Origin of the sequence: Pseudomonas sp. PI1, from assembly GCF_000812405.1 — a bacterium.
Lineage (GTDB): Bacteria > Pseudomonadota > Gammaproteobacteria > Pseudomonadales > Pseudomonadaceae > Pseudomonas > Pseudomonas citronellolis.
In genome coordinates, this window is record NZ_JWMC01000009.1 from 146,507 (window position 1) to 165,464 (window position 18,958).

At 57.8% G+C, this 18,958-nt stretch carries 29 protein-coding genes; 26 read left to right on the plus strand and 3 right to left on the minus strand.

Annotation, left to right across the window (positions count from 1 at the left end; genetic code table 11):
* The first annotated feature begins 139 nt into the window (after nucleotides 1-139).
* From RN02_RS03230 to RN02_RS33845, 3 genes are all read left to right on the plus strand, one after another.
* Nucleotides 140-319, plus strand: coding sequence for a hypothetical protein (locus RN02_RS03230; protein ID WP_010794374.1), 180 nt, complete (start codon nucleotides 140-142; stop codon nucleotides 317-319).
* Nucleotides 320-400: 81 nt separating this feature from the next.
* Nucleotides 401-547, plus strand: a complete 147-nt coding sequence (locus tag RN02_RS33840) for a hypothetical protein (RefSeq protein ID WP_010792826.1) — start codon at nucleotides 401-403, stop codon at nucleotides 545-547.
* A 3-nt stretch (nucleotides 548-550) separates the two neighbouring features.
* On the plus strand, nucleotides 551-727 hold the full coding sequence (locus RN02_RS33845; protein ID WP_010794375.1) for a hypothetical protein: 177 nt from the start codon (nucleotides 551-553) through the stop codon (nucleotides 725-727).
* A 907-nt stretch (nucleotides 728-1,634) separates the two neighbouring features.
* On the opposite strand, the gene RN02_RS03240 is transcribed toward RN02_RS33845, so the two are convergent.
* On the minus strand, nucleotides 1,635-2,336 hold the full coding sequence (locus RN02_RS03240) for an ERCC4 domain-containing protein (protein WP_021018537.1): 702 nt from the start codon (nucleotides 2,334-2,336) through the stop codon (nucleotides 1,635-1,637).
* 208 nt (nucleotides 2,337-2,544) lie between these two features.
* On the opposite strand from RN02_RS03240, the gene RN02_RS03245 reads away from it, so the two are divergent.
* From RN02_RS03245 to RN02_RS03285, 11 genes are all read left to right on the plus strand, one after another.
* Nucleotides 2,545-2,883, plus strand: coding sequence for a hypothetical protein (locus RN02_RS03245; RefSeq protein ID WP_043313029.1), 339 nt, complete (start codon nucleotides 2,545-2,547; stop codon nucleotides 2,881-2,883).
* Between the two features lie 53 nt (nucleotides 2,884-2,936).
* A complete protein-coding gene (locus RN02_RS03250) occupies nucleotides 2,937-3,428 on the plus strand; it encodes a hypothetical protein (RefSeq protein WP_021018535.1) in 492 nt (163 codons plus the stop codon).
* Nucleotides 3,429-3,444: 16 nt separating this feature from the next.
* Nucleotides 3,445-3,576, plus strand: a complete 132-nt coding sequence (locus RN02_RS34435; RefSeq protein WP_010792820.1) for a hypothetical protein — start codon at nucleotides 3,445-3,447, stop codon at nucleotides 3,574-3,576.
* 3 nt (nucleotides 3,577-3,579) lie between these two features.
* Nucleotides 3,580-4,074, plus strand: a complete 495-nt coding sequence (locus RN02_RS03255) for a hypothetical protein (protein ID WP_021018534.1) — start codon at nucleotides 3,580-3,582, stop codon at nucleotides 4,072-4,074.
* Between the two features lie 23 nt (nucleotides 4,075-4,097).
* Nucleotides 4,098-4,466, plus strand: a complete 369-nt coding sequence (locus RN02_RS03260; RefSeq protein ID WP_010792818.1) for a hypothetical protein — start codon at nucleotides 4,098-4,100, stop codon at nucleotides 4,464-4,466.
* 75 nt (nucleotides 4,467-4,541) lie between these two features.
* Nucleotides 4,542-4,703 carry a hypothetical protein gene (locus RN02_RS33850; protein WP_019484790.1) on the plus strand — a complete coding sequence of 54 codons (162 nt, stop codon included), beginning with the start codon at nucleotides 4,542-4,544 and terminating at the stop codon, nucleotides 4,701-4,703.
* Nucleotides 4,704-4,721: 18 nt separating this feature from the next.
* Nucleotides 4,722-5,063: a hypothetical protein gene (locus RN02_RS03265; protein ID WP_010792816.1), complete on the plus strand. Its 342-nt coding sequence runs from the start codon at nucleotides 4,722-4,724 to the stop codon at nucleotides 5,061-5,063.
* A 90-nt stretch (nucleotides 5,064-5,153) separates the two neighbouring features.
* Nucleotides 5,154-5,375, plus strand: a complete 222-nt coding sequence (locus tag RN02_RS03270) for a hypothetical protein (protein WP_043313031.1) — start codon at nucleotides 5,154-5,156, stop codon at nucleotides 5,373-5,375.
* Nucleotides 5,376-5,401: 26 nt separating this feature from the next.
* Entirely contained in the window at nucleotides 5,402-5,650 is a 249-nt protein-coding gene (locus RN02_RS03275; RefSeq protein WP_043313032.1) for a hypothetical protein, read from the plus strand.
* Nucleotides 5,651-5,739: 89 nt separating this feature from the next.
* Nucleotides 5,740-6,687 (plus strand): hypothetical protein, encoded by a 948-nt coding sequence (locus RN02_RS03280; RefSeq protein ID WP_043313034.1) that lies wholly within the window; start codon nucleotides 5,740-5,742, stop codon nucleotides 6,685-6,687.
* Between the two features lie 39 nt (nucleotides 6,688-6,726).
* The gene (locus RN02_RS03285; protein ID WP_043313035.1) at nucleotides 6,727-7,275 is read left to right on the plus strand and encodes a hypothetical protein; all 549 of its coding nucleotides are present in this window, start codon (nucleotides 6,727-6,729) and stop codon (nucleotides 7,273-7,275) included.
* Nucleotides 7,276-7,277: 2 nt separating this feature from the next.
* On the opposite strand, the gene RN02_RS03290 is transcribed toward RN02_RS03285, so the two are convergent.
* Complete coding sequence (locus RN02_RS03290; protein ID WP_043313036.1) at nucleotides 7,278-8,783, minus strand: Fic family protein; 1,506 nt, start codon at nucleotides 8,781-8,783, stop codon at nucleotides 7,278-7,280.
* A gap of 209 nt (nucleotides 8,784-8,992) precedes the next feature.
* Between RN02_RS03290 and RN02_RS03295 the strand changes: the two genes are divergently transcribed.
* The 4 genes from RN02_RS03295 to RN02_RS03310 all read left to right on the plus strand — a co-directional run bounded on the left by RN02_RS03295 (nucleotide 8,993) and on the right by RN02_RS03310 (nucleotide 14,011).
* Nucleotides 8,993-9,622, plus strand: a complete 630-nt coding sequence (locus RN02_RS03295; RefSeq protein ID WP_043313037.1) for a hypothetical protein — start codon at nucleotides 8,993-8,995, stop codon at nucleotides 9,620-9,622.
* 85 nt (nucleotides 9,623-9,707) lie between these two features.
* A complete protein-coding gene (locus tag RN02_RS03300; RefSeq protein ID WP_043313118.1) occupies nucleotides 9,708-10,157 on the plus strand; it encodes a hypothetical protein in 450 nt (149 codons plus the stop codon).
* Nucleotides 10,154-11,191 (plus strand): hypothetical protein, encoded by a 1,038-nt coding sequence (locus RN02_RS03305; RefSeq protein ID WP_228778166.1) that lies wholly within the window; start codon nucleotides 10,154-10,156, stop codon nucleotides 11,189-11,191. The genes RN02_RS03300 and RN02_RS03305 overlap by 4 nt, the downstream gene beginning before the upstream one ends.
* Nucleotides 11,192-11,353: 162 nt before the next feature.
* A complete protein-coding gene (locus RN02_RS03310; RefSeq protein WP_043313038.1) occupies nucleotides 11,354-14,011 on the plus strand; it encodes a DEAD/DEAH box helicase in 2,658 nt (885 codons plus the stop codon).
* 1 nt (nucleotide 14,012) lies between these two features.
* Here RN02_RS03310 and RN02_RS03315 read toward each other — a convergent pair whose 3' ends face one another.
* Nucleotides 14,013-14,237 carry a hypothetical protein gene (locus tag RN02_RS03315; protein WP_052267637.1) on the minus strand — a complete coding sequence of 75 codons (225 nt, stop codon included), beginning with the start codon at nucleotides 14,235-14,237 and terminating at the stop codon, nucleotides 14,013-14,015.
* Between the two features lie 421 nt (nucleotides 14,238-14,658).
* Between RN02_RS03315 and RN02_RS03320 the strand changes: the two genes are divergently transcribed.
* The 8 genes from RN02_RS03320 to RN02_RS03365 all read left to right on the plus strand — a co-directional run bounded on the left by RN02_RS03320 (nucleotide 14,659) and on the right by RN02_RS03365 (nucleotide 18,887).
* Nucleotides 14,659-14,883: a hypothetical protein gene (locus RN02_RS03320; protein WP_043313040.1), complete on the plus strand. Its 225-nt coding sequence runs from the start codon at nucleotides 14,659-14,661 to the stop codon at nucleotides 14,881-14,883.
* 314 nt (nucleotides 14,884-15,197) lie between these two features.
* Nucleotides 15,198-15,614: a hypothetical protein gene (locus RN02_RS03330; protein WP_023111049.1), complete on the plus strand. Its 417-nt coding sequence runs from the start codon at nucleotides 15,198-15,200 to the stop codon at nucleotides 15,612-15,614.
* Complete coding sequence (locus RN02_RS03335) at nucleotides 15,614-15,937, plus strand: hypothetical protein (RefSeq protein ID WP_043313044.1); 324 nt, start codon at nucleotides 15,614-15,616, stop codon at nucleotides 15,935-15,937. Before RN02_RS03330 ends, RN02_RS03335 begins: the two co-directional genes overlap by 1 nt.
* Nucleotides 15,938-16,069: 132 nt before the next feature.
* Nucleotides 16,070-16,282 carry a hypothetical protein gene (locus RN02_RS03340; RefSeq protein WP_043313046.1) on the plus strand — a complete coding sequence of 71 codons (213 nt, stop codon included), beginning with the start codon at nucleotides 16,070-16,072 and terminating at the stop codon, nucleotides 16,280-16,282.
* A gap of 66 nt (nucleotides 16,283-16,348) precedes the next feature.
* Complete coding sequence (locus tag RN02_RS03345) at nucleotides 16,349-16,969, plus strand: YkgJ family cysteine cluster protein (protein ID WP_043313048.1); 621 nt, start codon at nucleotides 16,349-16,351, stop codon at nucleotides 16,967-16,969.
* An 8-nt stretch (nucleotides 16,970-16,977) separates the two neighbouring features.
* Entirely contained in the window at nucleotides 16,978-17,301 is a 324-nt protein-coding gene (locus tag RN02_RS03350) for a hypothetical protein (protein ID WP_043313050.1), read from the plus strand.
* A 96-nt stretch (nucleotides 17,302-17,397) separates the two neighbouring features.
* A complete protein-coding gene (locus RN02_RS03355) occupies nucleotides 17,398-18,102 on the plus strand; it encodes a hypothetical protein (RefSeq protein WP_043313051.1) in 705 nt (234 codons plus the stop codon).
* A gap of 407 nt (nucleotides 18,103-18,509) precedes the next feature.
* Nucleotides 18,510-18,887: a hypothetical protein gene (locus RN02_RS03365; RefSeq protein ID WP_023111044.1), complete on the plus strand. Its 378-nt coding sequence runs from the start codon at nucleotides 18,510-18,512 to the stop codon at nucleotides 18,885-18,887.
* The last annotated feature ends 71 nt before the right edge of the window (nucleotides 18,888-18,958 follow it).

Below are 18,958 nucleotides of genomic sequence, written 5' to 3' on the forward strand. Positions count from 1 at the left end.
GATGAGGCTGGGATAGCGCAAGATGCGCCCTCGCAGCGGCGGCAGAGAGCGCTGGCAGGTGTCAGCAGGCTGCTCTCCAATCCTCCCCCTACAGCCCCATCCTGGCGACAGTTCATTTCATGCAATCAGGGCCCAATATATGGCACAAAGCCTCGACGAATTCATCGAAGAGATGAAGAAGGACCTGGAGTCCTTCGCCTCGGAATACCGCAAGTCCCACGCGGAAAACCCGGAGCACTTCCCGCTTGTTCTCGACGACAACAACGAAGGGCTATGGCTGGAGTTTCTGGTGGACCATGCCACCAGGGATCGTAGTTAGGCATATTCCGGCAGCTACTGGTGGCACTCGACAGCTCCGGTAGGATAGCCCCATCAACTCAACCATTGGATGGAATAGAAAATGATCGTGAAGGTATCCCTCACCGCCGACGAACTCGCTGACATGGACATGACGGAGCAACAGTTTCATGACCACGTAGTGGCAGCCTTGGATGACGCGCAACCCGATCTGCCCGGGTTCAATGTCGAAGTAGAAATCCAGGACTGACCTATGGCCGCCAAGCAAGAGAAGTCGATCGCTTTCGAAGCAGGCCGCCAGGCCTACCACTGCGGGGTACCGCTTGAGCAGAGCGCACTCCGCAAACTGCGCATCGGCAGTGCCCAGTACGAAGATTATGTCGACGGCTACGAATGCGCGAAGGCAGAGACATCAAAGCGCCAGCAGTAATTCGTGGCGACCGCTTAGTAAAAGGCCCCTCAAAATTGAGGGGCCTTTGCGTTATGAAGCCATGCTCCCTTTCAAATTTCGCATGCGAAACTGCCAGCAGGGCTCCGAGGCCTCAATTTCACTCCAAATATCAAGAGCAGGGATAGTGGCACTCCCTCTGGGCCGTGACTATGGCAGCATCTTCTGCCATGGAACACACCACATGAAAACGCTGGATCTTCAAGGCAATCTGCTCAACCTGTACGTGGCCCTGGCAATGGGCGGCTTCGACGAGTCCTCTGGCAGCTGGGCACCCTTCGACTATTGGGAAGGCACAATCCGATATCGGAATCAGGAGTTCAGTCCCCTTCCGCGATCGGGGCTGCTGATCAACCGGCCGGTGAACCCCAAGCTTTCCGCGTCGCAGACCCTATTCACGGTTACTGCCTGGCCATCGTTTGGAATCAGTTCGGTCCCGAGGTTCCGGACGTATTTGAGTCGTCATGGGCAGGCTGTGTCCCTCTGGAGCACTACAATGTTCCGCTCGACACCTCGGTGGACTTTGACGGGGTTGTGCAGCCTCTGCAGGTTCAGAAAGCAGCGGAGATACTGCGCACATCGCCCCTTGATGCCAGCCAGGCCGGCCCGCTGATGCAAGCCGCTTTCTTCCTCGGAGTCCAAGTTGTCCAGATCAAACCCCAGGAGCCTGGGCGTCGCTGGTCGATCCAGGTGGGCAACAGGGCTGATAGTCAGATCCTGGCTTCAGCTCTCACCGCTGCTGGTATTGCTGCAGAAGCCGCCTCTCACCACGCCTTCCATGCGGTGTACTTCGAGTACGGGCAAGACTAGGACACTGGTCTCAACTGCAAAGACCTACGCCAGCAAAAAGCCCCTGCTTTGCAGGGGCTTTCTTCGCCGTTACTAGGATTCAAACCAACGGATCTGATGCCGGCGGATCAGCAAAGAGACTGGGCTGCTCTTCAACAGACATGCCTTCCGAAACTTGGAAGTGAATCCCGTCGTAGATAGCCTGAGCCTTCTTCGGACCGATCCCCTTCACCGCGCACAGCTGCTCCACCGACGCATTGATCACCGCATGTACGGAACGGAAGTGCTCGAGGAGTTTGCGCGCGGCAACTGGGCCACAACCATTCAAACCCTCCAAGGTGAATAAAGACTGGCCAACGCCGGCGGGCACCTTACCTTTGCGAGTGGCAGGCACGTAGTCGAGTCCTTCCTGCTCGTGCTTGGCTAGCCGGTAGATCATGCCTGCCGCACGCCTGGGGGCTTTGTACCAGAGCACTGTTTGTTGGAGCACGACCGCTAGGTAGCTCAGCGCTCCATCCAATGCATCAGGATGAATCTGAGCCCTGGTGGAGTAGACGTCGCCTTCAATCAGCCAGATCCGGCGCTTGAAGTTCATCATCATCTTGCTGGATTGGTTGATGAATCTGCCATCGGTAACGCTCATGCAGAAGTCGAGGGCGGTTTTCCGCTCCAGCACCAGATCGGCGCTCAGGACGTAGTCCCCAACCTCCAGATTCACGATTTCGACCTCTGCGCCCATCTCGCGCAGGGCGTCGGGAATACGTGATGGGACCTCCCGGGCGTCCACAAAGATCTTGACCATTGCATTTCCTGACCGAATTTGGGGATCGACCTCAATATAACGGGTGACTCAGCTCTGACCACGTCGAAACACTGCCCTGGAGAGCAGGCCATTCAAGGCGATAAGCAGTTGTCTTGCAGGCTCGATATTTCTCAGGGTAGGGGTGGCGGCACACTCTCATCGCTGTAAAGATCGCTTCATCAACCAAATACGCGCTTTGGAGAGCTCCATGAACACCCTGACTTCCCCTGTAATACAACTGGCCAATCTCGGCTACGACCTGGTCAATGGTGCCATGCGCTTTGAGGCCGCGATGTCGATGGGCGCCTCGATCATTGTCCGTGACGAAAATGGGAATGACCTGCAGATCAGCTGCAACGAAGGCAAGCTGGTTGTGGGCGCTGCCGTGGCAAAGCAAGGGCTGACCGTACCCGCCATGATGGTACGCCGCAATGATCGGCAACCCTGCGACAGCAAAGGTGGGATGAGCGTGACTCCGGCTCATGTCGCCAAGAAACCCAATGTGCCGGCGGCCATGCTGCGCCTGCTGGCACGCAGCCAAAAGTAATCCGGTCTAGGTCTAGAACCGGCCTGGCCAAACCCAGCATTCGGAGACAAAACATGCACATCAGCATTTTCCATTCGGTACAGGCACCCCTGGATGGCCACCGCTTCGCCTATGGAACCCTGGCAGAGGACTACCAGGGCGACGACGTGATCGCCAAAGTCGTGTTCTTCAACGGTACCGCCCAGATTGCTGGCCGGTGCAACGTGAACATCAACAAGGGCCTGATGCCCAGTTCCGAGGACATCATCAAGGCATACGTTGGCCGGCAATTCACCTTGCTGGACAACCAAGCGATCGTCGACGAGTTGCAGACAGCCTTGAAAGCTGAGTCGAAGAAGCGCGCGCAGGGTGTAGCGCACATCAATCTCGCAGTTCTCGCCGGCGAGGTGCTGCACTGGCGACAGCTTGGCTGCCTCCCTGAGAGCGGCAAGTTCAGAGATTTGGCCCGCATCTGCGCGGAATATGCCAGTAGTGGCTCTGAGTACCAGGAAGCCGAGCGCCTCGTTGAAATCGAAGCGTTAAAGCATGCCCAGTCGGCTCGGTAAATCGTAGAGGCCCTCAATGCTCGTTGACGATGATGATCTGTCGCTTGACCGGATGGACGACAATCCTTCGGAAATCGACGCTGACGAAGAAGCCCTTGATGCCCAGGACGATGAACTGGCATCCACATGGACGGATACCGAGGATTAATTGATGGCTCGGAAAGTAGAGAAAGCGCGCCGGCTTGAGGTGAGTGCAGGCTCGGCAGAATTGGTTTGTGTTCCCTCCGACAATTTCGATTTCAACGTGAAGGCCTGCGCAGATGCGGTCGCGGCGTTTAAGAGAATCGATCCCACCCTGGCATTCAAGGATTGGGAGGAAGGCACCACCGGATACAGCATTGAGCGGGCACTCGCTGATGCTGCCCGGCGCTGCCGTGTAGTCACGGAGCGTGAAGGAGAAACCAGCTCTCGGCGTGCCGCGCGCCTTAAAGTGTTCCGGCCGGGACAAGAAGACCTGGAGTGTGTGAAAGCCTCGGACTACGACAAGGTGGTAAAGGCTTGTACCGCGGCGGCCAAGATTCTGGCTCGTCTGGACCCTGACCTGAATTTCAGGGACTGGCAGGATGGTTCTGGCCGCATCATCGAGAAGGTCCTCGCCCCTGCCGCACGTAAGTGCAAAGCAGTGGCAGACGCAGAAGCCCTCTGATCTCCATTTTGGAAACTGAACTCATGGATGCGAACCTCAATCTCAAAGCGGCCCTGGCGGTCGCACTCAAGACGGCCGAGACTCAGCGCGCCACAGTACCTGCCTTGCCTGAAGGCTGGATTCAGGCTGCAAGCCAAGCATTCGTGGCTGATGACAGCCAGGCAATCGAAGCTGCAGCCTTGACCATCATCGATGCGCATTCTGGATACGCTGCCAGCTGGGACAAGCGCCCCTGGCTTGCTGACCTGCGCACCGCGGCGACAGAGCCACTCGCGCGGCGGCTGGCGAAACGCCTGGTTGCCGAGGAAGGCCATGAGCGCGCGCTGCATGCCTACATGCGCCGCACAGGTGCTGATGAGCCTCGAGCTCGCAGCGTACTGGCGAGCTTCTGATCCTCGTACCTGGTGGCACAGTCTGGCCGGCAGTACAAATTCGACATAGCTACCTACCAGAACAGAGGTCTAACGATGATCAACGAAACCACCTATGCAGGGATCAGCGTTCCCAAAAGCCTGATGGAACAGTGCAAGGCGCTTATCGCCAACGGAAAGGTGATTGACGCTATCAAGGCTTTCCGTGCTGAGACGGGGTGCAGCCTTCAGAATGCGCGCCGCGCCCTCGAGCTTTGAGCAAGGATCAGCTGCATCATGCGCCCTCAACAGAAAACTGTCCTGGGAAGCCACCCGACCAGCCTGCCGCCACCCAGTGATGACGAACTGGCCGACATGAAGGCCAGCGGCTACTTCTTGGACACCAAGAGATTCCCTTGCGGGCGCGTCGCCGGCGTTATCAAGTTCATGTTCACCTACGCCATCGTGGCCGACGTCACCGTAACGAGCTATTCAAGGCGTTGGTGCTATTCCGACCTGATGGCTACCCTCTGCGCCCTAGAGGACTGGGATGACTACGAGACCAGGCCCGAAGGTTGGCATCGAGAGACTCATTCTGGAGAGCGCCGGAGCGCTGACGGGAAGGTCGAGTTCTACTAAGAACGATGGTTGTGGCACCGTTCGACCAGCAAGATCATGGGCGCAGCGTTCCAATCCGCTGTCAAAACAAAAAATCACAAGGAGACTCACATGGAAACCAGGCTCTGGACTGTTGCCCGCTTCCCTGTTGGTAGTTGGACCACAGGTGGAAGGCCAGAGGATTCTGACTACGAATTCAGCGAGGTGTACCAGATCCCGGCGGAGAGCCGGGAGAAGGCCACCAAGAAGGCTCAGGCAGTTCGCTCCCGGCTTAAGAAGAAGGGCCTTCCCTTCCCGACCCAAAAACAACCTTACCGCGAAGATTTCAAGTAGCGGCAGACTGCAGGAAGGAGTTGAGCATGATGGAAGAGTTCAACGGTCGGCCATTGACCGACGAGCTACGCCGGTTGGCCAGGAAAAGCATCGGCGACTGTCAGACCGTCATGGTCCTGGCCGCCGACGCAATCCAGAATCGCACGCCGGCAGACTTCAAAGGCAGACCTCTCCACCTGGCCCTCGGCAGCTTGGCCCATCGGAATATGGGGGATGCCAAGACGGCGATGTTGGTCGCGGCCGATGTACTTGAAGCCAGGCTTACCCAGCCATGACATCTTTCATTGCCGCCGGCGTACGTTAGCCACTCGCAGTTAGGTAGTGGTGGTCGTATCCTCGATGGCTCCATCCCTCAGGAGCCATCATGGAAAGGGAACACTTCCTCGCCCAGCCAGATGTCGAACAATTTGTCCGCTGGCTGACCAACCACCTACCCACTCTCCAAGTACACCTCAAGTGCCTTCCCAGTCAGTTCGTTCCCAGGGGGCTAGATGTGCAAGTTCAAGGCATCGAAGCCGTACAGGGCCAATACCAATGGAAGGGCAAATGGGCAACAGTCAAAGTCCGGCTGGATGCTCTTCGGGAAGACCTCAGATCGGCAGTACAGGCCGAAGACCAGGACGATACGTTCAGCGCCTGTGCCGCCATTCTCGATTGGGGGAATGTGCCGTCTTCGAAGGGCTTTCTCCTGGAACTCAGCCAGAATGGCCAATTGGTCAAGTACCTGACCGACCGGCAACCCCTTTTGAGCCCTGCAGGCACTCAGAAGCTTTCAGATCTCACCAAACAACGGTTCAGCAGATTCAACTCGGGCCTGACTAAAGTCCATGCGCTTTTGGATACGGATGGTTCCCCCATCTATGACGGAAGAGTCGGGGCGGCGATCGCTATGCTCTACCACCTGTATAGGGGTTCGTCAGAGGCTCGGGCCGCCGGCCAGGCTTCGCACCGGATGTTCGGCTGGGGACCGGGGCTCGACGATCCAGAATCTGACAGGATTCGACAGATCCGCAATCCCGCAATGCTCGGGCGCGGTTACAACGGGACTCCCCAGCTCCTCTACCAAAGCCCTCACATTTGGGCGCAGCGCCAGCTGATCCTGGGCTGGATCATGCGAGCCGTGCTCGAGCGGACTACCTTGTTCAAAGGTGAGGACAGTTCCCTGGCTCACCGGTGCCATGCCTTAGAAGCAGGGCTCTTCATGATGGGCTATGACCTTCGCGCGCTGATCCCTGGGGGGTGGTCGATACCTGACCCGAAAAAGAAGGTCTATCGTCGCCGCAGGGATGCTGGCACACCTCTGGTAGCCTGACGATATGACTTGTCCGAACTACTAGATCAGGATCATCAAATGGAATTCCACGAAGTTGTCCGTCTCGTCAGCACCGTTTCCACGCATGCAGCCAAGGTGCTGTCGGAGGCACTGGCCAAACCCCGTGCCGGCGAATGGCTGGCGCTGGTCGACGATGAGGCCCTGCAAGCGCACTCCGCGATGGAGCAAGCCTTGCGGGAGGTGCGCGAATTGAAGCGCAAAGTGAGTGAAGACGCTCCGGAAGAGGCTTACGACTTCCTGAGCCGCTGCGACAACACCTTCGAATACTCGCTGGCCACCATCACTCCTCGCCGTGGAGATGAACCGGCGGAGGCTCATGCTGGCCGTGCAGGATCAGCTAACCGGCAGTTGACCTACCTGGTGAAGCTGGCTGGCGTTTACATCACGGCATGGGATGAGAATGACGCACAGATGCGCGACTACTTCGAAAGTGGTTGCCTCTGCATCCTGAAGGACAAGACCCTGCAGAAAGCGCCAGCCGAAATGTCCAACGAAGACGCAGTGAAGCTCTACATGGACAATTGCAAATGCAGCCGGCACCCGGAGCATGGTCTCCGGAAGGGTTAACCCTACTCGCCTTCCCCAACGTTGCCCTCGTTGCGTTGGTCGCCCAGTACCTGCTGGGCGACCTGCTCGATGAACTCGAACACCTCCTCAGGCACCGTGTACTGGAACTGCTTTCGCCGGTTTTTCGAAACGATCCCCTGGTTGGTCAGGCACATCATTACCAGCTGTGCCAACTCACTGCCGCGAACATCAAATCGCTCGTCTACGGCCCTATAGACAGCGTCAAAGCACTCCAAGAACGCAGTTTCCTCCCTTAGCTCAACCTCCAATGCATGTCTGGCCATTACCATAGTGAAGGTCACGCAAGGCGTAGCATCCCAGAAGCGGTATACCGCCGGGTGCCCGCGGAACTGGAAGGCTAGTTGGCCATAGTCGATCCACTGCACATCCCAGAAGTCTCGTACCGGGCGCGAGAACGTCTGTAGCGCTTCCAGGTACATGCGCTCTTCTCGCTTCATGGCCACGGACACAGGCAGCAGTAGACCATTCTCCAGCGCGCCGGCACGGCAAAGCGCTTGGTGGATGAGGAAACGAGAAAGCCGGCCATTGCCGTCCATGAATGGATGCAGGAATACGAAACCGAAGGAGATGATTCCCGCGGCAACAAGTGGATCGATCTGCATGGGGGCCTCGTTGGCAAACCCCATCAGGCTCTCCATCAGTTCCCTGCAGAGCTCAGGTGGCGGCGGCACATATGTCACCCCTGCAGCACCTTGAAGAGCGCCAGCGAGGTGGTTCTGTTCATGCCGGAAGGCAGCGGCAAGATCGTAAGGATTTGCGACTGTCGCGTTTTGGAGCCCAACCAGGTATTCCTCAGTCAGCGGTTGGCGCTCATGGGCCTGGCGCAGCAGTTGGATAAAGCGCCGTGACTTGTCTTCCGTTGGAGCCTCACGCTCGATCGCGAAACTGTCCTTCGTCTCGCTCAGGTAGGCCCAGTTGATGGCGCGATCCATCATTCCCGGCGGAAGAGACTCCATGAAAGCTTTCGCGCGGCCAAGAATATCGTGCTCGAGCAGCTCGGTTATGGCAGGCGTCCGCTCCACGGTGGCGCAGTAGGTGAGATCGCCAAGGCCATTGAATTCAACTCGCCACTTCGAGTTCCGATTGCCCGGCCTTGTGATGTAGCGCTCCGGATCGAACAAGTGGACGAAGGGCCCGCGGACGGGGGAATGCTGGGCCAGTTGCTCGCCGGTGAAGGCTTCTCTCAAGAAGCTGGCCTTTCTGATATAGATCCCGTTGGGTGCGGCCTGTAGCGCCCGCTCAAACTCTTCAACCGGAATCCGCGGGAGCGTTTGTGCGAGAATCGAAAGGTTGATGCCCTCATGCTTTAGGGCAAACAGCACATTCCCCAGTATGTCCTCCGGGGCTGGTGCGATGGCAGGCGGTACGGCCAGGGTTTGGCCGATGCGCTCAAGACGAGTCACAGGCTGTACAATGGCTGGAAGACTTAGTGGTACAGCCGAGAGCGCCAGCCGCTCGTGAAGAAGTGCGTATCCTGCTGCCTGCATCCTGGAATTCCTTACATTTCCACCCTGGTTCCCAAGTTTTTCTTCACTCGGCCAAGAAAATCTTTAGTTCTGGGGAGTATGCCGATTTTTTCTTTACCTGCCAGCTTCAATCCGAAACAGGGGTAACGAAAATCTTACCCTCCGTCGCTTCTGCCACATCCCTCACCCGCTGACGATATGCCTCATCAACCACGAATGAGGTTTTCATCATGCAACTGCGCAACACCACCGACCAAGACATCCACCTGTCCGCCGATCAGCTCGAGCAGAAATACAGCCCCGCCGGCGGCGGCCAACACCCGACGTTCACCCGTGAAGACTGGCGCAACGCCGTCGTAGCAGACGACACCACCAGCGGCTACTGGTCCTGGGTAAATGGCCAGATCCAGTCGCTCCTTGATGACTCCCTTCTCGAGCCCAGCGCCAGCAAGGTGGTTGAACCCTCCATGGACCTGGTGGCTGACGAGAAAGGCGTCCGCCAACTGCACTTCGTAGCAACCATCCATGGCAGCGTGGACGTGAACGATGGCAAACCAGGTAGCCCGAGCGTCACCGAGAGCGAACTCGGTCGCCAGATCAGCGATTCCATCAACACCATGATCGGCAATGGTGGCCTGACCGGGGACACTCCGGCCGTCGTCGACAGCAAATCGGTCAGCATCTGCGTCGCCGAGGTGCTCCATACCTCCCAGCAGACCATCTCCATGCTTCGTGAACAGGGCTACGCCGTTGTGCTGTTCAACAAAGACGAACTGGGCAATGCCAGTGCATCTGCACTTCAAAACCGCCTCATCGAATTGGCCTCCGACGAGATCCAGTACTTGCAACCTGCAGAGTGATTTTCAGCGCCCTGACTTGGAGTGAGCCCTGGCAGCCCGGATGGTTTACTCGCTCGACCTTGTGAATTTGCGGAGTTGAATGGATATGACCGAACAAGCCCTCATGGCAACCGAAGCCCTTCCGACCCAGACCTACCGCGATCCCCGCGATGGGAAAGTCATCTGGAGCAACAATGGAGAGGCCTGGCACAACGAAACCCTGGCCGAAGTCCTCAAGCGCAACGACCACCTGCTGGTGGGTTCCACCGTCTTCCGCGGCGAAATGCAGTATCCCGATCCTGCAGACTACGTCCCCGACGTCGATGACGTCCTCATTCACATGCAAGAAGAGGCAGAGGGAAGTGACTGCGGCGAATGGGTGGAGGACTACCCGGAGCCTTCTGATGAAGCGAAAGCCGAGCTGAAGGCTCTGCTTGAACCGATCAAAGCTTGGGCGCGCCTGCATTGCCGTCCCGACTTCGGTCTTGTCGAGAACGTCCAGGAGCACGTTCTTACCCAGGAAGACATCGATCAGGCCATGGAGACCGAGGCGTGAACACCTACATTCCCTCCCAGACTACTCCCAACCGGCTTGGTGCTGATTCCCGCGCTTGGTCTGCTCGGGTTCGAGCAGAGATGCAGGAAATGCTCCAGGAATGGTTCAACTCTGCCACTCAGTGCGAGGAAGCCGACGTCGACCACGAGTTCAATCGTGCCCTGGAGCACCTGATGATTTTCGCGGAGCGCCCCCAGGACCTGGTTGCTGAAGACGCCTCCTACGATCTGGCCACACTCCCACGCTTCGACCAATTTTGCGAAGAAAGTGAAACTGCTCGCTTGTCTGGTGAAGGCGCCTTCATCCGCTATGAACATGCGGCACAACTCGTTCGCGCATTGGAACTCAAGGTCTCCCAGGCTGACTTTAACTACGACAGCGATCGGGCTGCCTGGCAACGTCGGGAAGCCGAACTGCTGGCGCTCCTGGGCTCCCCGACCACTACCCCAATTCACCAGTGTCGAGAGATGCACAACCCGCTTTGGGAAGATTGCACTACTGAAGACGCTGAGAAGGCGCGCGCAGAGGGCCTGGAGGTTCGTACCATGTACTGCCTCCCTGAAGACGCTGTACGGGTGGGGTTGGAGCAGGAGAACCAAGATCTACGCTTGCAGTGTGGCGGCATGGAAATGACCATCGATGAGCTCCGCGGCTCGCTCCGTCAGCTCCAGCACCAGCTGGCCGAGATCTCGACGGACGCAGTTCAAGGCGTTGAACCGGTTGCGAAGTGCGGCCGCGGCCCGGTGGCCTCTTTCTGCCACCTGACGGACTATGGTCGCCAAGTGCTGCCCGAGGGGCGGCATTCTCTCTACCTGGCGGCCCAAGTAAAGAACGGTGTCCTGCTGATCCCCGACAATCTGCTCAGTCACCGACAAAGCTGGCGTGCAGCGTTCGAGCGCCTGATTGAGCTGGAACCAGAAAGCCATCAACCTGATTGTGATGAACGTGGATTCTGGAAGCATGAGTTGAGGGCATTCGACCATATGTACGCCGATCTGGACCGCATTAAGGCAGCGCACCGCGACAAGGTGTGATGCCTTCTGCTGAATAGCATCGGGCAAGCCTGAACGCCTCACACCGCGCAAACCCAGTGGGGCGCTACCGGCCCCACTCCCCTTCAACCGGCTCAAAGCCCCCGAGTACCTCTCCGTTTCGTATAATCGGAAGTTTGTTGGCCACGTAACCGACACTCTCCCATGCATTTCGATCTCAATTCCCTTGCTGAGCATCAGCACGAAGGCCTCAACGGCACCTTGCAGGTATTCCAACGGGGGAACCGTGCCCAGGTTCACATGGCATGCGGCACGGGCAAGACCCGCTTGGGCCAAGCAGTGGCGTTCGCGACTGCTGCTGATTGTGTCCTGGTACTCCTGCCTTCGCTTTCGCTGATCAGCCAGACACTGGCCGCCTGGATCAGCCTTGGTCAACTCCCTTTGGATCGCATCCTATGCGTCTGCAGCGACCCATCCGTTGCGGAGAGTGAGGATGAGGATGTGGGCATCGTGGACCTGCCGGTAGAGGTCACGACAGATCCATTGGCTATTGGGACGTTTATCGAGCGGCGGTCGACCGGCCCGCTTTATGTCTTCTGCACCTATCACTCAGTTCCCACCCTCGCCGCAGGCCTACCGGTCGGGTTTCTCTTCGACCTGGGAATTTTCGATGAGGCGCATAGGACCGCCGGCTACGTCGACGCTGGCTTCACCTTCGCGCTCCATGACCATTCGACCCTGAAAATTGGAAAACGACTGTTCCTCACCGCGACGCCAAAGCATCTGCCGGAAACCGCGCGAGCAGGCTTCGAGGTCTACTCGATGTGCAACGAAGAGGTGTACGGCCCGGTGGCCTACCACCTTTCGATGCAGGAAGCGATCGCCCGCGGGATCATTTGCGATTTCCAGGTGATCATCACCGTTGTGGGGGACTCAGGGCCCAAGCTACGCGATGCGTACGAAGTTGTGGAGGAAGACTGGGCAGGGGCCAACGCTACAATCCATGCCGTAGAACTGGTCAGGGCGATGCAGCAAGTCGGAGCCCGCAAGGCCTTCACGTTCCACAATTTCATTTCACAGTCGCGCCTGTTCAGTGACACCTTGAACAAGGTGGGAGATCGACTCGCCCCCGGTATTCAGGGTTGGCACGTCGACGGCAGGATGGCCGGTAGCGAACGTCACCTGATCTTGAGGCAGTTCATAGAATGCGACATGGGCGTCGTCTCGAATGCCCGTTGCCTTTCCGAAGGGACCGATGCACCGGTCGTTGATATGGTCGGCTTCCTCGATCCGAAGGAGTCTTCAACCGATATCGTCCAGGCCCTCGGCCGGGCCTTGCGTCGTGCCCCTGGAAAACTGAAAGGGTATGTTCTGCTCCCTGTCCGCTTGAAGCTTGGGCACGGAGAAACCGTCCAACAGGCCCTTGCGCGATCTTCGATGAAGCACATCTGGAGAGTGCTCTCGACGGTGGCCGAGCTGGATGACCGGATAAAGGACGAACTGGTGCAGATCCGCCGGCGGGTTGATCCCGATTCGTGGGGAATTACTCCAGTCAGCTCCCTGCTCGACAAGCTGGAGGTGCACGCCCCGGCCGAACTGCTCGAGGCGGTGAAGGAGTTCATCCAGCACCAACTGGTTGACCGCCTCACAGTGTCTTGGGAAACCTCATTCGGTCATCTGCAACGGTATCTGGAGGAGTTTGGGCATTGCGCCGTGCCTAAGCGGTACGTGACAGCCAATGGCTCCCGTCTTGGGCTCTGGTGCGCCCAGCAGCGGACCCTACACGCTCAAGGAGTTCTGGCAGATGACCGGCGCGTTCAACTCGAAGCGATCGGATTCGATTTCGATCCACACGCCACGTCTTGGGCCGAAGCATTCCAGGAACTGAGGCAGTACAAGAGGAATCAGGGCCATGCAAACGTCCCAGCCGGCCACGTCACTGGGACCGGGCGCAACCTCGGGACCTGGTGCAGCGAACAGCGAAAGGCCTACCGCGCTGGCAGGCTCTCCGATAGTCGCGAGGAGCAGCTCCGGTCTGAAGGATTCGCTTTTGATGTCAACGAAGACCTCTGGGAAGAGAACTTCAAGGCCCTGCAGGCCTTCATCGAGCAGAATGGACACAGCAACGTCCCGGAAACCGTAGAGGGATCTCGGGGCATCAAGCTAGCCGACTGGTTGAGGAACCAGAGAACGCGCCGAATCACTTTGGCAAGAAAGCGGCGGCTCGAAGGGGTGGGAGTCAGCCTGCAGGCTGTAGCTGAATCATCCTGGGAGGATGGTTTTGAAGCCCTCCTTGAATACTTTGAGGACACGTTGAGTCCCAGCCCGCCTCTGGAATACGAGAGCCCCGGTGGGTTTGCGCTAGGCACCTGGGTGAGTTACCAGCGCCAGCGCTATCAAGCCGGAAAGCTGGAGTTGAACCGCGTATCCAGGCTTGAGCGCCTCGGGTTCGTGTTCAACATGGAGTCAGCCGCGTTCGAAGACGGCCTGATGCAACTCCGTCTGTTCCAGTCCACTCATGGCCATTGCGACGTTCCGACCACTTATGTGACCGCGGCCGGCTACAAACTCGGCTCGTGGTGTTCGAACCAACGCACCAGGTTGAAATCCCGGCCCGAAGATCCGCGGGCAAAGGCATTGATTGATCTGGGCTTTAAGATGGACCCGATTGCAGCAGCCTGGGAAAAGCATTTCACCCTAGCCACGGCGTACGTGGCCGAACATGGCTCAATGCCCTCTACCTACCAAGCCTCTTCCGGTGAGAAGGTGGGAGCCTGGCTCTACCGGCAACAGCAAAAGCTGAAGAAGGGCACGTTGCCAGAGGAGCAGGCCAGGCTGCTTGCAGATTCAGGCTTGGCCTGACTCAGTCCTTCTTGGGAGCGGTGCGTCGCCACTTCTTAACCTGGCCCTCGCGGTACTTTCGCTCCGCGTTTCCGTTCCAGCGGGCCATGACATAGGAATGATCTTCAGCCACCTCGGTAACGAGAACCCTGTAGACCGCCTGCCGGCGGAGAGTGGTATTGCCGGCCTTCTGCGAGACGACATCGTAAAGGACATCGTCCTTCTTCAGCGCGGTGATGGCGACCATGTTCTGAACTCCTTGTTGGTGGCTTGATTGCCTAGAGTCGGCATCATTCCTCGGTGCAGATTGTGCCAGAAGCCTCGGCTGATTCGGAAAGGTGGCCGAGTAGTGGCCTTTTGCAAGCAAATCACGTTGATCTGTTCGCCGACCCTTGATAAATTCGCCTCGTTTACTGCCTGAAATTGCTTTTAGGCACCGCTCCTACGCCCTTGCATTCAAGGGGGTTTGAGCGGATCACTCGGTTGGCAGAATTCTGCAAATCTGGTGATAGATCCACCCAGGCACCACAACCACGCGCAGTCATGCAACCTGCTGACTGCCAGTCCCCTCGCGGCTGATTCTTTGGCCGCGCGCCAGGAATCTGCCTTAGATCCCTGGCAACCGAGCCCTGGGATTCATCGTCCTTTGCTCGGAATGGAGACTCCTCATGAAAAACCTTTTCCTGATCGCCCTCATCGGCCTCGTGATCTATGCAGTTCACTCCCAAAAAGTGGAGAAGGCTGCAGAAGATGCTGCACTCGCTCAGGCTTGCAACGCTGAACGACTCGCTGCACTGAACCACAAGCCGGGTGATTCGATCCCTAAGCGGAACCTCGCCTGCATCTCTTTTGAATCCAATAAAGAGAAAACGGTGTATGCTCCTCAGGGCTGACCTTAAGCTGCTCGCCCCTGGCTGTTGCGCTAGGTTTCCTGGGTGCAGTTCCCTCGGGACCGGCACCATCAGGGTGAAGTTGTGATGCCTCTAAACCTACCCCGCCAGGGGTAGGTTTTCCTTTTTCTGCGGCCCTCTCTATCTATCTCGCCTTTGTCGATCGCCTTCATCCCAGGTGATGAACTCCAGCCCTTCCACTTCACTTGAACCCGCCGGCAAGAGGCATAGCCTATCCGCCACTGGATGCTGTTGGCACACCAAGTCCTGCGAGAGGATATCGGCTCCAGCTGCCCTATCCCCAAGGAGGAAACTAGGTGAGCAAGCAAGAACGTCTGGAGCACGCCAACCAGCTGATCCAAGTCATCGCCCGGCACGGCCGGCGCTTTTTCTTCGATGATACGACCAACACCACTGCCCGACTGGAGCTCGACCAGCGCGGCAAAGTGTGGTTTCACGACCACTACTCCAAAGCCCGGGTTTACACCCACCCTGCAACATTCGGGAACGGCTGGCACGGTTTTACCCACGGCGGAACCATGCGGAGTCTGGTTGAAGCGATGCGTGACTACATCCAACACGGCCGCCAGATCCCCGTGTTCTGGCTCGGTTTTCAGCGACAGTCCGACAAGTCCAATATCTGGGGCTATGAGGACGAGGCGATGTCCGCCGTCAGGATGGAAGGCAGCGCCCTTCCCATCATCCACGGGAAACCTGAAGAGGTGTTCGACTGATGGCAGAGTTCACCTTCACCGCGCACCTCTACAAGAATTTCGGCATCGCACTCCAGGTCTGGGATGAGGAAAGCCTTCCCTACTGCACACTCTCTGTGAACATTCCGGATGCCCTGTTGAAAACGGATGAATTCTGCGTCAACTGGGATGTCGACGAAGACCTGGCACAGCAGCTCCTGGCCACCGGCCGATTCGAGGACACCGGACTCGCCTGTACTGCCGGTCATGCCGTTGCACCGATCTGGCGTTTAGTCTGCCCGGAGTTGCTCGAGCATGTACGGCAGCAGCGGGATCTCGCGCGGCACCACGTTCAGCAATCCTGACTGGCATCCCCTCAATGGTCCATGCCACTGGGCATGAGCTGGGCCTCAAGTACGGAACGAACTTTTGGCCCGTTTCATGCCTACCTCATCTCCATCAAATGGAGTTTCCCCACGAAGGAACGCACTACCCTCATGCAAGACCCTGTTCAAATCGAAAAACTTCTTCGCGCCAGAGAGCGCATCCTCGCTTTCATCGACCTTGACCAAAGAGCCCTAGAGCGCACTCCCGGAATTCAAGCGCTGGAGCTATCCCTGACGAGCTGGCGTCGCCAACTCGTGAGCATCGACTCCAAATTCACCGCGCTGACGGGGCTCTCTCCGCAGCAATACCAAGCGGAAAGCTGATCAGCCCCTCGGATTTCGGGGCTTTGGCGTTATGATGTCGGCCATCTAACTCCCCGATCCGAACCTATGAATGAACTGATCTCAACCATCGACGTTTCCAGCTTGCCGAAGCGAGAGGCACTGGAGGCGACTGCCCAGGAAAATGCCTTCCGCATCGCACGGGACGCTCCCTGGATAGTGAATGCAGGCGAAATGGCGGCTGAAATCGGTGATCAGAAGGGTAGTCTCAAGGCGAAATACATGCGTCTTCGGAAGCTTGGCGATCGGATTGCAGAGGCCATCGGCCCTCATTCGGCCTGCCAGAAGACCTGCAGCCACTGCTGCCATATCGCGGTGGCCATCCATGAAGTTGAGGCCGACATCATCGCCGAGGCGACTGGCAGGAAGCGCACCCAGTCTCCCTCCGGGGAGCCGGTAGGTGAACTCGCCAACCGTTACTTCCGGCAACCCTGTCCCTTCCTGAAGCAGAATGCCTGCTCTATCTACAACTCCAGGCCCATGGCGTGCAGGCTTCACTTCTCCATTTCGGGCACCAATGCTATGTGCGATACGCGCATCGCCCCTGTCGACTCGACGGCGATCAATCTGAACCTCAATGACTTTTGGTTCGGATACATGTCCGTGATGCACGTGTCGCCGATGGAAGATGTTCGGCACTACTTCCCCAATCCCCAAACCAGGAAATGAACCACCGTATGGATACTGTTGGCCGTGCCCGCCCACAAACATGCACCCGGAGTCTGGACGAACTGATCGCACGTCGCAGCAAAATCGACAGGTATGCCTTTGCGCTGGCCGCAACTGCGATCGCGCTGGGGTTCATCGGATACCAGGCTCCCTCCGCTGTTGCTCGCCACCTGGGCTTGGTTGGGATGATCGTGAGTGTCTTCTCGACGACCTACCTGATCGACATGGCCGACGGAATGACGAACACCGTCCGCGCGCTGACGCCGAAAAAGGGCCAGAGCCTCAAGACTGTACCCACCCCTCCCCAACACCAGCCGACCCAAGCTGCGTGAATTCCACAGCCGGTGACTGCAGCGCCGGCTACGGCTTCTGGCACGCGAGCCCGCCTCCGAGACTGGGCGAAACTCAAACAGTCCATGAGGTTCACCATGCACAAGTTTCGACGCTCTCTGATGGCGGACGAGATATTCGAAGGTACTGATCTTCGCACCCAATGGGAGCTCCACGCCCCTATCGACAAACGCACATTCTTCGCCCTGGGCGATATCCTGATCTGCTTAGGTTGGATGACCTGGTGCGTTATCGGTGATGGTCGTCAACTGCTGGAAGCAAGCCTATCCACAGCAGTCGTTTTCTGGATATCGAACACCATTGCAGCGATATGCCTCTTGCTTGCCTTCAACCGGATCGGCAAGGCCATGGAGATAACAAGGGAATATAAGCGCCAGGCCGCCCTCCTCAACAACTGGCTTGCCCAGGGTTCGTATGACCATATCAGCGTCGACCATGGCGTTCTGCAGCTGGAAATCCAGACATTCCCGCTCGACAGACTTCAGATCACGGCTGTTCATGGAGAGCTTGACCCAGACTCCATTCCCTCCCTGACTGTCTATGGTGTGACCAGGGACAGCCACCAGACGAAAGACAGCCGCGGCAATCGACATTCGCATTTCGTGGTTGCGGTCGACTTCCTAATCGGCCATCAAGAAGCTGGAAGGCGTGTGGCGGAGGCAATGGCATTCGTTGGGAACGAAGCTGTTGGTACCAGGTTACAGCGGGGTTTCGGTGACGCTGCCGGCGAGCAATTGCTACGGGCCTTGAACGAGAAAGCCAGAGACTTCAGCCCAGTCTAGGAATTTCCGCCCCCCATTTTCGCTTTTCATGGCCCAGATCAGGGAATGAAATAGAGGCTAGGGCTCCTGGCCCTATAAACGTCCGTTTCCTACCGTGCTCCCGAGAGGCAAGCCATGGAAAGCGAGAATCACCGTCAGACGCCAGCACTCCCCGCCGTGACCTTGGACCATGTTCAGGGCTTTGGGGAGCAACTCTGTAGAGCCATTCGTGAGCTACGGTGTGACCCGGAGTTCAGTGCAAAGAATCTTCGCACCGCATATCAGCAGGGCCACAAGGATGCTCTCGAGCAAGCTGAAGACGCCACCCGTGAGGCGCTTGAGCGACTAATGAATGGGCTCGCCGGCGGGGATAGTGGCACCGCGCAGAGTGGGTGAGCATGGCTCAAATTCACCATTGAGCTACTGTCATGTCGAACCTTATCCCCGCAGAAATCCTGGCCCCAGAAGTAGGGGCTCTTGTCAATTACGGCACCGACAGTTTCGGCAAGGAACCAGGTCGGTACCGGGTAACCGGCTACATGTGCCGCGTGGAATCGAAACCTGATTTCGGTGACGACTTCCTTGGCGAGATCCTCTTCGACTCTTGCAGGGACTTCCAGGGCGGCAAGATGCGTTACTGCCTTCGCGAGCAGGCAACGCATGTGACCTTGACCGGTATCGCCGGCGCAATCGCCCCCATAGAAGAATGCACCGTCACGGGCATGGTTCCGTGGCCCGACGAATTGCTGAAAGAGGCTCGAGAGAAAGCCCGAAGAAAAGGTGAGCGCGGTGAAATGCTGTTCTGATCATTCGCTGGGCGTCGAACGGTCAGAGACTGAACGTCTGGATTGGGTTCTGAAGTATCGACCTGAGTTCT